Origin of the sequence: Larkinella punicea, from assembly GCF_003334855.1 — a bacterium.
GTDB lineage: Bacteria > Bacteroidota > Bacteroidia > Cytophagales > Spirosomataceae > Larkinella > Larkinella punicea.
The window spans coordinates 1-13,953 of record NZ_QOWE01000046.1; the positions used below are offsets into that span (position 1 = coordinate 1).

The window sequence follows — 13,953 nt, forward strand, 5'->3', positions numbered from 1 at the left end:
TTGCGTACCCAAAGGCACGCGGGAGGAACCGGGTAGTCTTTTCGTTACAAACATCCGTCCGCTACGCGGCCAACCACCCCTCATTCGCGTTATAGTATCAGAAAAAACCATTCTAAAGATCGTTCTACGCCAACAGCCAAAGAGGGTAGAAAAAAATGCATCCTTCGTACACTACTGATTTTAAATTTTAAATTAAAATCGCATTATTAAAACGAATAATTCACTCCTTTTGGCAACGCTTCCACCGCCAGTTTCATCCATTTTCCATTGATTTTGATCACGACGATGTTGTTGTCTTTATCGTAGAAGATCGTTCCGTTTTCGCTGTTTTTCAACGCTTCGTAATTGACGTGTTTCGCGTCTTCGGCATAATTCGTTTCGGCATCCGCTGTCGGTTTTTCCGCCAGAAGATTATCGCGGCCAATATTGCCTAACGTCAGCGCATTGGTCATTTTCAGCGAACCGTAGAAAATCGCTTTATCACGGCTGAATAGAAAAGAGTGCTGCCGGACATCGGAGCCAATTTTAAACCAGTTGTAAGCCGGTTCGTCGTGGTTATACACCGTGCTGTAATAGTAGAGTTCGGCCACCGGTTTTTCATCCTCAATGTGTTTATTCACCAGCATCGTAATGCGGGATTTGTCGTCTTTGGCGTAGCCTTCAAACACGTGATAGCCCCAGCGTTTGCGGTTCCGTTCGTTCTCGTTGCCCCGCACCTGAATCATGTACGGCGTACTCAGAATCCCGTTGACGGTCGTATACATCGGCGTGATTCGCGGATTAAAGCCAAAATTGTATCCGCGTTCTTTCCAGCGGTTCCAGGTCGTATCGATATCGGATGAAATCTCTACCCGTTTGAAGGCCGATTGCTCCGAACCGGGAATGAGTTTCAGGTATTCCGTACCGTTCGTAACCGTGGAATTTTGGGCATTTGCGTAACTGAAAAAGAAGGTAAGAACATACAGGATGAAGGCGTTTTTCATACGGAATTAAAATTGGATGGATTGAAAACGGGATGAGAAAATGTAGGTATAATTTCGTGACGATGAAAATTTACCGCACGTGCAGCACAATGCGACGGTAGCGGCTGAGGGCTGGTTGCCCCGTGTCGGTTACCGTCAGGAGCAGTGAAATCGATTGGTTCTGGACTCCTTTCGCGATCCGGCAACGCAGCCGGGGTGTTTGATCGCCCGTCAGAACAAAGCCTTTCGGCAGGCTTCCGGGGTAGATCTGCCAGTTGAACCGCAGGGACTGACCATCCGGATCGGTCGAGTTGCCGGCATCAAACTGTACGTCGGAACCGGGAGAAACGACTCTGGTAAGCGGTTGAAGAGCAGCGTCTCCGTCAATACGGACCAGGGGATGGTGGTTTGCTTGCCGGTATGTTCGGGTACACCACTGCAAACGGGCCTGAAAGTCGGCCTGCCAGGCGGGTCGCCACCGGTAAACCGAGGCCATATACGGTGTCGGATCAGTAGCGTAGCCAGCGGTTGAATCAATTTGATCCTGATAATACCCTTCATCACTCTTTTTGAACAGGCCACCCCAGCCGCCCAGTTCCGGCTGCTCCGGCCTGTTCAATCCGTTGGGAATGAGGCTCAAGAAGGAGGGCGAGTCGCCTTCTTTGATCCCTTTAACCCGACCAATCCGGGAACTCCAGATGTCACCTCCGGCATAATTTGGATACAATGCGCCGAGCAGACTGCCGCTTTGCTGAATATGGGTGGCTACCCAGCCTGAATCAGCCAGCCGGGTGTTTCCGCCCCGGTACATACCCCTGAAATTGTGGCGGTTCAGGATGTAAAAAAGCGTCGGAAACTGCTGCCGGATCCAGGGGCCGGTGGCATCCTGATCTGCAATGGCGTGAATTCGTAGCTTACCAATAAAAGCCTTCACGGCCTCTTCAGAACGGGTTTGTTGCACTTTCCAGAGCGCCTGCGCCAAATCGGCCGTACCACCCCAGGCACACACCCAAACCGGACGCGGATCGGGCCGATCGACAACCCGGATCAGCCAATCCGAAGCTTCAGTGTCCAGACCGGCACCGACGCTCGTGGTTACCGGCACGTTCGGCCCGGCCAGTGGTTGACCGGATTTGACCAAACCGAGCAACCGGGCGGCTGGCGGGTAGGAGCGATCATGTTGTAAAAGGGTGGGTTGAACCTTTCCGTAGGTTTCGATGACCCGACGAATCAGATCCGGTTGCACCCGCTGGCCATGCCCCAAATTAGAAGAGGCAATCAGTCCATCAATCTGTAATTCGTTGGTATACAACATCAATCGGATCAGCGACTGACCGTCGTCGGGTTCGCCAGTGCCCGCTTGTAGACTGGTGATGTCGGTTAAAATCAGAACGCGCGGCTTATCCGGGCCAGTGTGGGATTCCTGGAAGGGCTCCGTCCAGAAACTGCTGATCGCCAGTATTCCCCATAAAACCGTGCTGGCGGTGCTGAGCGCGGGAAATCCTTTTTTGTGAAGATGGAGCATGGTATGAGCCGGTTTTGGGGTCGCATTGATCGGAAAATCAGGGCATTGAATTGATCGCACCCCGCTGTTAAAAGCATTCCGTATTTTTGTTTTACTACTTGCCCTTGTTCAGGAAACAACTGAAACACGGCCCAGGACCGGGTAGAATCCACAAGCCCACAAATCGGACCATTAAAAAAAAATCTATCGTAATATTGCGATTGATAAAATGACTAGTACCTTTGCGACATGGGACTCACCAAAACCGAAATATTTTCTGACCAGCAAAACCGCATCGCCGATCTGGCCAAAGCCTTTGCCCATCCCGCCCGGGTGGCCATTCTGCAATTGCTGATTGCGAAAAAAGCCTGCGTCTGTGGCGATCTGGTGGATGAATTGCCGCTGGCGCAACCGACGGTTTCCCAGCATTTGAAAGAACTGAAACGCATTGGTCTCATCAAGGGAGAAATTGATCCGCCCCGCGTGTGCTATTGCATCAACGAAGCGGTTTGGGAAGAAGCCCGGCAGACTTTTGGTTCGCTGCTGGATTCGTTCGTGCCCGCGACCTGTTGCTAAAACCAGCGTCGCTATTTTTTTGCCTTAATCAATCGTAATATTACAATAAGAACTTGTGCCCGATAATTCTATTGCACTTATATAATTGCCCCTAAATCCCCTAAAGGGGACTTGGACACGGCTTAATCCGGATGCTAAAAGTCCGGCTCCGGCCGCCCGGCCTTTAGGGGATTTAGGGGCAATTATGTAAGTCCTAACAATAAACAAATCAATAAACGTAAACATGGAAACTGCTGAACAACTAAAAGAAATCGTGCGCCAGACCTATGGTGCTATTGCCGAAGGGGGGCAGTCTGAAGCGGCTGGCTGCGGGTGTGGTCCTACGTCGTGCTGTGGCCCCTCGAATGACGTGCCCATCAACATGGCCGTTGGCTACGACGGATTGAACGGCTACGTGGCCGAAGCAGATCTGGGACTGGGCTGTGGCCTGCCGACACAATTTGCGCAGATCAAACCCGGCGACGTGGTGGTAGATCTGGGCTCAGGGGCGGGCAACGACGGTTTTGTGGCCCGGGCCGAAACCGGCGAAACCGGTCGGGTAATTGGCCTGGACATGACGCCGGCCATGATCGACCGCGCCCGCCGGAACGCTAAAACGTTGGGGTATACCAACGTTGACTTCGTATACGGCGATATCGAAGAAATGCCGCTGCCCGACAACCTGGCCGATGTGGTGGTAAGCAACTGCGTGATGAACCTGGTTCCCGACAAGCAGAAAGCATTTTCCGAGACGTTCCGGATTCTGAAGCCCGGTGGGCATTTCAGCATTTCGGACATTGTGCTGAAAGGCGATTTACCTGCGGGCGTCATCAAGGATGCCGAATTGTATGCGGGCTGTGTGTCGGGCGCTATCCAGAAAGATACCTATTTGCAGATTGTTCAGGAAGCCGGTTTTACCGGGATCATCCTCCAAAAAGAACGCGAAATTGTGCTGCCCGACGAACTGCTGCAAAACTACCTGACTGCGGACGAAATTGCTGACTACCGCCAGCAGGACAAAGGTATCTACAGCGTTACGGTTTATGCCGAAAAACCTACCGCACCGGTTGTCGAATTGGCTCCGGCAGCGACCAATGCCGCTTCCTGCTGCGGACCCGACTGCTGCAATTAGTTTCTTTTGTCAACGCGTTCAATGCTGAAAATGATGGCTTTATCAATTGAAAATGCCCGCCCGGAAGACCGGGAAGCCGTTATTGTGCTGTTGCAGCAGGCGGAGTTGCTGACCGATGATTTACCAGCCGAACTGCCCGGTTTCCTGCTTGTCAAAGAGCAGGAAACCTGCGTTGGCGTGGCGGGTCTGGAACGTTTCGGAGCCGTAGCGTTGCTGCGTTCCGTAGCGGTTGATCCGCAGCACCAGGGCCGGCAAATCGCTGCGCAACTGGTTGAACGGCTCCTGGAAACCGCCAAAGCCGACGGCTTGTCCGACGTATATCTGATCACCACCACCGCCGACCGCTATTTTGAGCGGCACGGTTTTCGACCAGTCGACCGACAGGAAGTGCCTGAAGCCATTCAGCAAACGCAGCAATTCAGTGACCTTTGTCCGTCTTCAGCCATTGTGATGAAGCGAACCGTAAACGACAATGCCGCATGAACACGCCCAAACTTTCGTTTCTCGACCGGTTTTTAACGCTGTGGATTTTTCTGGCGATGCTGCTCGGCGTGGGTATCGGCTACTTTTTCCCGCAGTCGGAAGGCTTTATTAACCGCTTTAATTCCGGCTCGACAAACGTGCCGCTCGCCATTGGCCTGATTCTGATGATGTACCCGCCCCTGGCGAAGGTGCGGTATTCGGAATTACCCAAAGTGTTTGCCAACACCAGAATTCTGGGACTGTCGCTGCTGCAAAACTGGATTGTTGGCCCGTTGCTGATGTTTTTTCTGGCGGTTATTTTCCTGCCGGATAAACCCGAATACATGACCGGTTTGATCATGATCGGGATTGCCCGCTGCATCGCGATGGTCATCGTATGGAACGATCTGGCGGGGGGCGATCGGCTCTACGCAGCCGGTCTGGTGGCTTTCAATAGCATTTTTCAGGTGCTGTTCTATTCGCTCTACGCCTACGTTTTTATCACCATTCTGCCGCCTTTGTTTGGTTTACAGGGCTTCACGGTCGATATCACGATTGGCGAAGTGGCACAGAGCGTGTTCATTTACCTGGGCATTCCGTTTCTGGCCGGTTTGCTGTCGCGGCTGATTCTGACGCGCGTTTTCAGCCGCCAATGGTATGAAGAGACGTTTTTACCGGCCATCAGCCCGATGACACTCATCGCCCTGCTGTTCACGATTGTGGTGATGTTCAGTCTGAAAGGGCAGTTGATCGTTTCCATTCCGCTCGATGTGCTGCGGATTGCCGTTCCGCTGACGATCTATTTTGCCATCATGTTTTTCTCGGCGTTCTATCTGTCCAAACGGGCCGGTGCCGATTACGCTAAATCCACCTCGCTGGCTTTCACGGCTGCCGGCAACAACTTTGAGTTGGGCATTGCCGTGGCCATTGCGGTCTTCGGCATCGACTCCGGGGCCGCTTTTGCCGCCGTCATCGGCCCGCTGATCGAAGTGCCGGTTTTGATCCTGATGGTCAACTTTGCGCGTAAACAGAAAAAGAATTTTGGAATTTCCTCCCAAAAACCGTCCCCAAAAACCGTATGAAAATTGCCCTGTTTTCCGACATCCACGCCAACCTGCCCGCTCTGGAAGCGGTTTTAGCCGACATTGACCGCCAAAAACCGGACGCGGTGTATTGCCAGGGCGATCTGGTGGGTTACAACATCTGGCCCAACGAAGTGATCGCTGAAATCCGCCGTCGGAACATTCCGACGATTGCCGGTAACTACGACTACGGCATCGGCCGCTCGTCGGACGATTGCGGGTGTGCCTACAAAACCGACGACGAAAAAGCCAACGGCAAGGTTTCGATTGCCTACACCAACAAAACCGTAGGCGACGACGAACGGGCGTATTTGCGGACTTTACCCACCCACATTCGCGTCGAGTTTGAATTGGGCAACAATCCGGAACAATTGTGGCAGCAGCAAACGCCGGTTTCTTTGTTGCTGGTACACGGCAGTCCCCGGCGGGTCAACGAATACCTGTTTGAAGATCGGGGGGATCGCAGTCTGGCGCGTGTTCTGGAAGGTGCCCATGCCGACATCATGTGTTTTGGCCACACGCACAAACCCTATTACAAAGTGGTGAACGCGCTGGGCGAAGGCGAAACGCCGTATTACCGGCACGCCATCAACATTGGTTCCGTCGGCAAACCCAAAGACGGTGACCCGCGCGCGGGGTACGTTCTGCTCACGATCGACGAAACCGCCCGGCCCGGTTCGGCGGATGGCGTTCACGTCGAGTTTGTTCGGGTGCCGTACGATGTGGAACGGGCGGCTCTGGCCGTCGAGCAGAGTGAATTGCCGGACGTCTATGCTCAGGCGTTGCGTCTGGCCAAATGAGGTTATTCATCGACCAGCACCTTGTAGTCAGGGTCTTCCAGAATATTGACCTCAATGACGCTACCCGCGTTGTGGAGCAGTTTCCGACAGTCGGGGCTTAAATGTTTCAGGTGAATCGTTTTGCCCATCCGGTGGTAGCGTTCGGTGAGCTTGTTGAGCGCTTCGATACCCGACATGTCCGTCACCCGGCTGTCTTTGAAATCAAGAATGACTTCAGTTGGATCATTCGTTACGTCGAACTTTTCATTGAACGTGGCGACTGAACCAAAGAACAGTGGCCCGTATAATTCGTAGTGTTTTACGCCCCGGTCATCCGTGTATTTTCGGGCGCGGATGCGCCGGGCATTTTCCCAGGCAAATACCAGAGCCGAAATAATGACGCCGACCAACACCGCCAATGCCAGATTATGCAGCAGAACGGTAACGGCGGCTACCAGCATTCCGACAAACACATCCTGTTTCGGCATCCGGCCAATCATCCGGAAGCTGCTCCACTCAAACGTGCCGATGGCGACCATGATCATCACCCCGGTCAAAGCGCCCATGGGCAGTTTTTCGATAATGGGCGCTCCGAACATCACAAATACCAGCAACATGATGGAGGCCACAATACCGGAAAGCCGGGCTCGGGCTCCGGATGAGATGTTGATGAGACTTTGCCCGATCATCGCACAACCGCCCATGCCCGACAGAAAACCAGTCGTTACGTTGGCCAGTCCCTGCGCCACACATTCTTTATTGCCCCGGCCCCGCGTGTCGGTAATTTCGTCGATGAGGTTCAGCGTTAACAGACTTTCGATTAAACCGACCCCGGCCACAATCAGCGCATACGGAAAGATGATTAAAAGGGTGTCGAGCGAGAAAGGTACGGCGGGAATATGAAATGGAGGAAAACCGCCCTGAATGGACGCAATATCGCCCACACTTTGGGTGTCGATTTTCAGGCCAAGGACAAGCATTGAGACCACCACGATGGCTGCTAGCGAAGCCGGGATCACCTTCGTCAGCCGGGGAAGTCCCCAGATGATCGCCATGGTGAGCAGAACCAGTCCCAGCATAATCCACAGGGACGTTCCCGTCATCCAGTGCAGCGTTCCGGAGGCATCCGCGCTTTTGAATTGATCAAGTTGAGAAAGAAAGATCACGATGGCCAATCCGTTGACAAATCCGAACATAACCGGGTGAGGAACCAACCGGATGAATTTGCCGAGCCGCATCAACCCGGCGGTGATTTGCAGTAACCCGGCCAGCACGACCGTCGCAAAGATGTATTCGACACCGTGGCTTTTCACCAGACTGACGATCACGACGGCAACCGCTCCCGTAGCACCCGAAATCATACCCGGACGTCCGCCCAGAATGGAGGTGATCAGCCCCATGGAAAAAGCGGCATACAAGCCTGTTAAGGGGGATAGACCCGCAATCAGGGCAAACGCAACGGCTTCCGGAATGAGGGCCAGCGCCACGGTTAAACCGGAAAGAATTTCGGTTTTGTAATCAACACGTTGTTTAAAATCGAATAAATTCAGATACAGTTTCATAAGGAATGCACAGACTGGACAAAATGAGAGAGGCCAACTGACCGCGGTCAGTTGGAAACCAATGAAGAGGATGACACCGGGGAAAACGGTCAGGGGGGAGTAAGCGTGTAGAAGGGGAAGCCGCAAATCATATTGGCAAAGGTATGCATTCTTAAAAACAGATGCTGAGAAGACCGCAGCAAATGCGCCGTTCCAAAGTGGTGCAATGGAAAGTTCTTCCTCAAATCCAGAACAATGTCAAAATAAGAATATGAAATCGGTGAGTCTGCTAAACGGCAGACTCACCGATCGATAATCGCTCAATACCGGTGCCGTTTCCCCTTGAGATCAAACAGAACGATCTCCTTTCCCGACCGGGCTTTGACCAGCCGGATGGTGTTGACGTCGGTCGTATCCAGCCGTTGAATGTAGTCGGCATCTTTGGGTAAGTACAAATTGGTTAACTGAGCATCCTGAACCGAATAAGGCCAATAGGTTTTTTCCACCTCATCCCGGAAGTTCAACCGGACCGAGGGGTAAAGAATCGTATCACCCGGCGTATACAACTCCTTGATCCGTTGGGCAACCAGATAATGCGGATTGGGGCCACGCGGTACGGTAAAGTAGGTATATTTCGGGTCACGATCTTCGTAAATCTGACTCAGCAGTCGGGTGATGTAATAGCCCTGAAGTACGAGCACCAGTCCCAGAGCGGCTTTGATGGCGGTGGGCATCCGGACGAGTTGCCGGAGCATCAGGGCCACCAGGATTACCGTATACGGAAATGAAAAACCCGAATACCGCTGCGTAATGCCGTAGGTATGCCCGTTGCGGAATGCCATCACGATCAGAAATAACGTCGGAATAACGGCCAGCAGAATGGTAAAAACGATCAGCGGTTTTTGTTCCCGGCTCGTATTCCGCCGGAGCGACAGCACCATCAGGTAGAACAGCGAAGGCAGCGCGGCTAATACCACCAGTTTCAGGTTGGGAACGGTGAACAGGGGCAAACCGGCCAGCAACAGCACCGGAAACAGGAGACTGACCGCCAATGGAAGCGTTTCGCTTCGGCGGTAGCGATGTACCAGCCCGGCGGCCACCAGGCCAAACAGCAGCGCAATGGCCATGTTGCGAATGCCCAGCATGTCCATCTGTCCCGCTCCGTTCGAAAAGATGAACAGATCGGCCCATACCGGCAACGCCTTTTGCGCTACATTGGCCAGTGTTGCCGGTAAAATGATCCCGAATTCATTCTGATAGGGGCTCGTCAGGGCGACGCTTCGGTAAAGCTGCGCCTGATAGGCCAGGGTCCGAAAGGTGTAGGTGCCGCCCCCGTAGATGAACCACAGCGAAACGACGGCTATACCCGCCACGGCCGTCAGCGCAAAAGGTAACCAGCGACGCGGGGGCCGGATAAACAGCAACGCATAGAGTCCATGACACAGAAAAACCGTCACGGTCAGGTAATGAGAAAGAATGGCGATGACCAGCGTTAGACCGTAGCCGACATACAACCCGGCCACCGGTTTGCCGGTTTTATGACGCTCCAGAATGAGCAGGAACAGGTGCGTGGCCAGCAAAGTGAGAAAGAAGCTCATCGAATAATTGCGGGCCATGTGGCTGTAGGCAATAAAGAAGGGTTCGATCGCGGCCAGAAACGCACTCACCAGAGCCAGCGGTTCCGAACGAAAATGCCGGCGTACAAACAGGTAGACCAACCCAACCACCAGCGTGCTGAACAGGACGGACGGAAACCGGGCCGAAAAGTCGCTCAGACCGAAGATTTCCATCCAAAGCCACAAAACCGCATAGTAGGCGGGGCTGTTTCCGATGTCGCCCCGCATGTTGGCTTCAAAAAAGTCGCCCAGCGTTTTTTCCTTCCAGAACTCGCGGGGCGTAAACGTGGTTTTGCCCGGCGTGAAAAAGACGTCTTTCTGGTTGGCACCTTCCATCACGATGCCCTGTGAAATCACCAGAGTGTATTTCTCGTCGAGGTAAAGACCGTGGGTGTCAGAATGATAGACCCGTAAACCAAAAGCCAGTATCAAAACCAAAAAGATGATGACGCCGGGGCGTCGCAGTATTTCCATAAAAACAGGTTAACGGTTAACGGCTTCTGTCAGACTTACTTCTTTTGTGAACAGGAAATGATAAACTGGGCCGAGAAGACATGCTTCAGAACCGGGATTTTTTCCATGAAGGGCTGAAAAAAGTAAATTACCTTGGCGGGGCCGGTTGGAAAAAAGAACGGCACGTAACCGACGTAGCTCCACGAATCAATTTGTCCGCCCGCATTGCGTATCCATCGTTTCAAATCCCATTCGAAGAAGGACTGTTCTTCGTGTTCGATGTGATATTTGGACGTTTTCTCGATGACTTTCAGAATGGGATTATTGCCATTCGGTTCCATGATAATCAGATGATCGGCGAGCCGGAAAGCATTGGTGATGGCTTTTTGCTGATCGGAAAGGTGGTGGAGTACACCCCGGATGACGGCTACATCGTATTTTTTGGCCGGAACAGGCAACTGGTCGTCCAGCAAATTAATCGTTTCAAACTTCACATTAGGGTATTTCTTACTGGCAATCTGAATGGCTGAGTCGGCAGGATCGAAGCCGTGAACGTCCAGATGCGGGAAATTCTCCTTGATGTTGTTGGTATACATACCGTCGCCACAGCCAATGTCTACCAGGGTTTTGTAGTGCGGTTTGATGAGCTTGAAGATCTCGTCCGAAATCCGTTTGTTGGCAACATGCGACGAAAACTGCGCATTGGTGGTGTACAGAAAGCCGCCATTTTCGTTCACATTCCGGTTGAACTCCTGGACATTTTTTTTCAGCGTCGTATTCATTATGCTAGGGGTGTAAGTGAAAAAAATAAAAATTGGTAAGAATACCGTAGGCCACCTGGAAAAGCCACAAAAGAAACACTACGGCCAATTATACATTTGTTACCTAAAGCGTTGATGATCTTTGATCGAAGGATCAGGGTGGAATAAGTTGTAGCATAGCTAAAACGAGATTTACCGCTTCTCCTCCGCAAAATGGCAGACAAGGAAAGCCGGATATACCAGCCGCAAAGCGGTTGGACACTGCTCGAAAAATTGGAAAAAAGAGGAACTCCCCGGCACTCGATGAGGCCGCGTCAACGATCTAGCCCAGGGTTGGGGCTAGCGGAAAATCGTCGTCAGGGGGGAGTAAGTTGCAGCATAATTCTGGATGTGACCAATACTAATTAATCGGTTACCGAGGCAAAGATTAAAAAGGAATTAAAAAAAACAAGGAAAAAGATTAAAATAAGATTAAGTGGCCCTGCTGGGTGTTTCTTCTTACTATTGCAGTTTATCAATTGAAAAACCGATGAAAGCAACGGTGCTGAAACACTTCCAGGAATTTTTTACATCGGGTTCAACAGGCGGTATTCTTCTGTTTCTCTGTGTCATTATCTCGCTTGGTATTGCCAATTCGCCCTTGGGGGCGTCCTTTGAAAACCTGCTGGCCACCCGGCTGGGAACGGATTGGGGCGGTCTGGATTTACAATACTCCGTTCTCATCTGGATCAATGATGGCCTGATGGCGATCTTTTTTCTGATGGTGGGCCTGGAAATCAAAAGGGAATTGGTCGAAGGTGAACTGTCGTCCGTTAAAAAGGCGGCTTTGCCCATTTTTGCGGCCATCGGTGGTGTGGCGGTTCCGGCCCTGTTTTATATGATGCTGAACCGCGGAACCGAAACCGCTGTGGGCTGGGGGATTCCGATGGCAACGGACATTGCGTTTGCCCTCGCCCTCATCACGTTGCTGGGGAAACGGGTTCCGGCGTCGCTGAAGATCTTTCTGACCGCCCTGGCCATTGTCGACGATCTGGTCGCCATCGTGGTCATTGCCATTTTCTACAGTACGGACCTGCATGTCAATTACCTGGCGTATGCGGGGGGTGTTTTCCTGGTACTGATTATTTTCAACCGGGTGGGCGTAACGAATCTGGCCTTTTACCTGATTCCCGGCCTGTTCATGTGGTATTTTATCCACCATTCGGGTGTTCATGCTACTATCGCGGGGGTGCTTACGGCCTTTACGCTGCCGACCACGCCGGATGACACCGAATCGGCACTGGAAAAGCTGGAGCACCTGCTGATCAAACCGGTCAATTTTGCCATCATGCCGCTGTTTGCGCTCGCCAACACCAACATCCGGTTTGAATCCGGCATGTTGCAAGGCTTGTCGACCCCGCTGGGACTGGGCATTCTGGTAGGGCTCGTGGTGGGCAAACCCGTGGGGATTACGCTGCTTTCCTGGTTTTCCGTCAAAGCGGGTTTGTGTACCTTACCCGAAGGCGCCCGCTGGCCCCATATTATCGGATTAGGCCTGTTGGGCGGCATCGGTTTTACCATGTCGATTTTTATCGCGCTCCTGTCGTTTGCCGGACAGCCGGTTTTTGCCGCCGGTGCCAAATTTGCCATACTCATCGCATCGGTTTTGGCGGGTGGTTTTGGCTATATTGTTTTGAGTGCCGTTGCCCGGAAAGACGATTTTCTGGTCGTTGAAGAGTAAGTTTACGAACACAACAACGGCACCCATGAACGAATCACCGGTACGGGATCTCATTATTGTCGGAGGAGGACAATCCGCTCTGGCAACGGCCTACCATTTACAGCGTAGTGCGCTCGATTTTGTTCTGGTGGATGAGCAATCGGCACCCGGTGGAGCATGGCAGCACGGCTGGGAGTCGCTACGTCTTTTTTCGCCGGCGGATGCCAGTTCCCTGCCCGGCTGGCTGATGCCCCGCACCGCGTCGCTGTATCCGTCGCGGCTGGACGTCATCGATTACCTTACGCAGTATGAGAAACGGTATTCATTTCCCGTTCACCGCCCGGTTCAGGTGCAATCCGTCGAGCGTGCGGGTTCGTTGTTTCGGCTCCTGACCAACCAGGGCGAATACCGCACCCGGACGCTCGTGTGTGCCACCGGAAGCTGGAGCAATCCCTACATTCCTGCGTATCCCGGAAGCGAAAACTTTCAAGGCCGACAACTCCATTCGGCGCATTATTTTTCCCCCGCTGAATTTGCGGGGAAACGGGTGCTGGTGGTAGGCGGGGGTAACTCGGCGGCCCAAATTCTGGCGGAGGTGTCAAAAGTGGCGAATGCGACCTGGGTTACGTTGACCGAACCCACTTTTTTGCCGGACGAAGTCGATGGACGGTATTTGTTTCAGGCGGCCACCCAGCGGTTTCAGGCGGGTGACACCAGAACCGGAGGCAGTCTGGCAGATGTGGTCATGGTCGAACCCGTGAAAGAGGCTCGCAGCCGGGGCGTTCTGCATTCCGTCCGACCCTTTACGGCACTCACCCCAACCGGGGTAATCTGGCCCGATGGAAGAACCGAAGCAGTCGATGCGGTGATCTGGTGTACCGGTTTCCGACCCGCTCTGGCGTTTTTAGAGCCGCTTGACGTTCTTACGCCGGATGGCAAGGTCGAAGTGGCCGGAACGCGCTCGGTTCGGCAGCCGGGTTTGTGGCTGGTTGGCTATGGCAGTTGGACCGGTTTTGCTTCGGCAACCCTCATTGGCGTCAACCGATCCGCCCGCCAGACGGCGCAGGAAGTCATCGGTTTTCTACAAAAAGCCACGTCTCCATAACGAAAAAAAACGGAGTGGAGCCCCGGTTTTTTGGTAGAAATCCCTGATTAACGCAAACTATGAGATTTACTACTTGATTGTGAGTTGATTACGTGCCATAGGCACGACATGTTTGTAGCAAAAAGGCGACCCGATTCCTCCCGCGTGCCTTTGGGTACGCAACAGGTGCATGAGATTGCGTGCCTATGAACTGTCAAATTTTACAAGTTTGAAACCAAATTTTCTTCGGTTGGCAGGTTTAGTCGAGAATCAAACGGCTTCCCCGATTGTAAGACGGCTAAGGCCACCCGGATCCATTTATG

12 protein-coding genes are annotated in these 13,953 nt (G+C 52.7%); 7 read left to right on the plus strand and 5 right to left on the minus strand.

Features of this window, described 5'->3' with window-relative positions; all coding sequences use genetic code 11:
• Nucleotides 1-206 precede the first annotated feature (206 nt).
• Together DUE52_RS31735 and DUE52_RS31740 are read right to left on the minus strand one after the other, a co-directional pair.
• Nucleotides 207-983, minus strand: a complete 777-nt coding sequence (locus tag DUE52_RS31735; RefSeq protein WP_114410170.1) for a hypothetical protein — start codon at nucleotides 981-983, stop codon at nucleotides 207-209.
• A gap of 70 nt (nucleotides 984-1,053) precedes the next feature.
• Complete coding sequence (locus DUE52_RS31740) at nucleotides 1,054-2,487, minus strand: nucleoside hydrolase-like domain-containing protein (protein WP_114410171.1); 1,434 nt, start codon at nucleotides 2,485-2,487, stop codon at nucleotides 1,054-1,056.
• 228 nt (nucleotides 2,488-2,715) lie between these two features.
• On the opposite strand from DUE52_RS31740, the gene DUE52_RS31745 reads away from it, so the two are divergent.
• The 5 genes from DUE52_RS31745 to DUE52_RS31765 all read left to right on the plus strand — a co-directional run bounded on the left by DUE52_RS31745 (nucleotide 2,716) and on the right by DUE52_RS31765 (nucleotide 6,497).
• On the plus strand, nucleotides 2,716-3,042 hold the full coding sequence (locus DUE52_RS31745) for an ArsR/SmtB family transcription factor (RefSeq protein WP_114410172.1): 327 nt from the start codon (nucleotides 2,716-2,718) through the stop codon (nucleotides 3,040-3,042).
• Nucleotides 3,043-3,265: 223 nt separating this feature from the next.
• Nucleotides 3,266-4,153 (plus strand): arsenite methyltransferase, encoded by an 888-nt coding sequence (locus tag DUE52_RS31750; RefSeq protein WP_114410173.1) that lies wholly within the window; start codon nucleotides 3,266-3,268, stop codon nucleotides 4,151-4,153.
• Between the two features lie 30 nt (nucleotides 4,154-4,183).
• Nucleotides 4,184-4,636 carry an arsenic resistance N-acetyltransferase ArsN2 gene (gene arsN2 / locus DUE52_RS31755; protein ID WP_310587842.1) on the plus strand — a complete coding sequence of 151 codons (453 nt, stop codon included), beginning with the start codon at nucleotides 4,184-4,186 and terminating at the stop codon, nucleotides 4,634-4,636.
• Nucleotides 4,633-5,697, plus strand: coding sequence for an ACR3 family arsenite efflux transporter (arsB, locus tag DUE52_RS31760; RefSeq protein WP_114410174.1), 1,065 nt, complete (start codon nucleotides 4,633-4,635; stop codon nucleotides 5,695-5,697). Before arsN2 ends, arsB begins: the two co-directional genes overlap by 4 nt.
• Entirely contained in the window at nucleotides 5,694-6,497 is an 804-nt protein-coding gene (locus tag DUE52_RS31765; RefSeq protein WP_114410175.1) for a metallophosphoesterase family protein, read from the plus strand. Before arsB ends, DUE52_RS31765 begins: the two co-directional genes overlap by 4 nt.
• Before the next feature lie 2 nt (nucleotides 6,498-6,499).
• Here the strand turns inward: DUE52_RS31765 and DUE52_RS31770 are convergent, their stop codons facing one another.
• From DUE52_RS31770 to DUE52_RS31780, 3 genes are all read right to left on the minus strand, one after another.
• A complete protein-coding gene (locus DUE52_RS31770; RefSeq protein WP_114410176.1) occupies nucleotides 6,500-8,038 on the minus strand; it encodes a SulP family inorganic anion transporter in 1,539 nt (512 codons plus the stop codon).
• A 299-nt stretch (nucleotides 8,039-8,337) separates the two neighbouring features.
• Complete coding sequence (locus tag DUE52_RS31775) at nucleotides 8,338-10,107, minus strand: glycosyltransferase family 39 protein (protein WP_114410177.1); 1,770 nt, start codon at nucleotides 10,105-10,107, stop codon at nucleotides 8,338-8,340.
• A 35-nt stretch (nucleotides 10,108-10,142) separates the two neighbouring features.
• Nucleotides 10,143-10,868 (minus strand): class I SAM-dependent methyltransferase, encoded by a 726-nt coding sequence (locus DUE52_RS31780; RefSeq protein WP_114410178.1) that lies wholly within the window; start codon nucleotides 10,866-10,868, stop codon nucleotides 10,143-10,145.
• Nucleotides 10,869-11,376: 508 nt separating this feature from the next.
• Here DUE52_RS31780 and nhaA point away from each other — a divergent pair.
• Together nhaA and DUE52_RS31790 are read left to right on the plus strand one after the other, a co-directional pair.
• The gene (gene nhaA / locus DUE52_RS31785; protein WP_114410181.1) at nucleotides 11,377-12,567 is read left to right on the plus strand and encodes a Na+/H+ antiporter NhaA; all 1,191 of its coding nucleotides are present in this window, start codon (nucleotides 11,377-11,379) and stop codon (nucleotides 12,565-12,567) included.
• A gap of 25 nt (nucleotides 12,568-12,592) precedes the next feature.
• Nucleotides 12,593-13,651, plus strand: coding sequence for an ArsO family NAD(P)H-dependent flavin-containing monooxygenase (locus DUE52_RS31790; RefSeq protein WP_114410179.1), 1,059 nt, complete (start codon nucleotides 12,593-12,595; stop codon nucleotides 13,649-13,651).
• Nucleotides 13,652-13,953 lie beyond the last annotated feature (302 nt).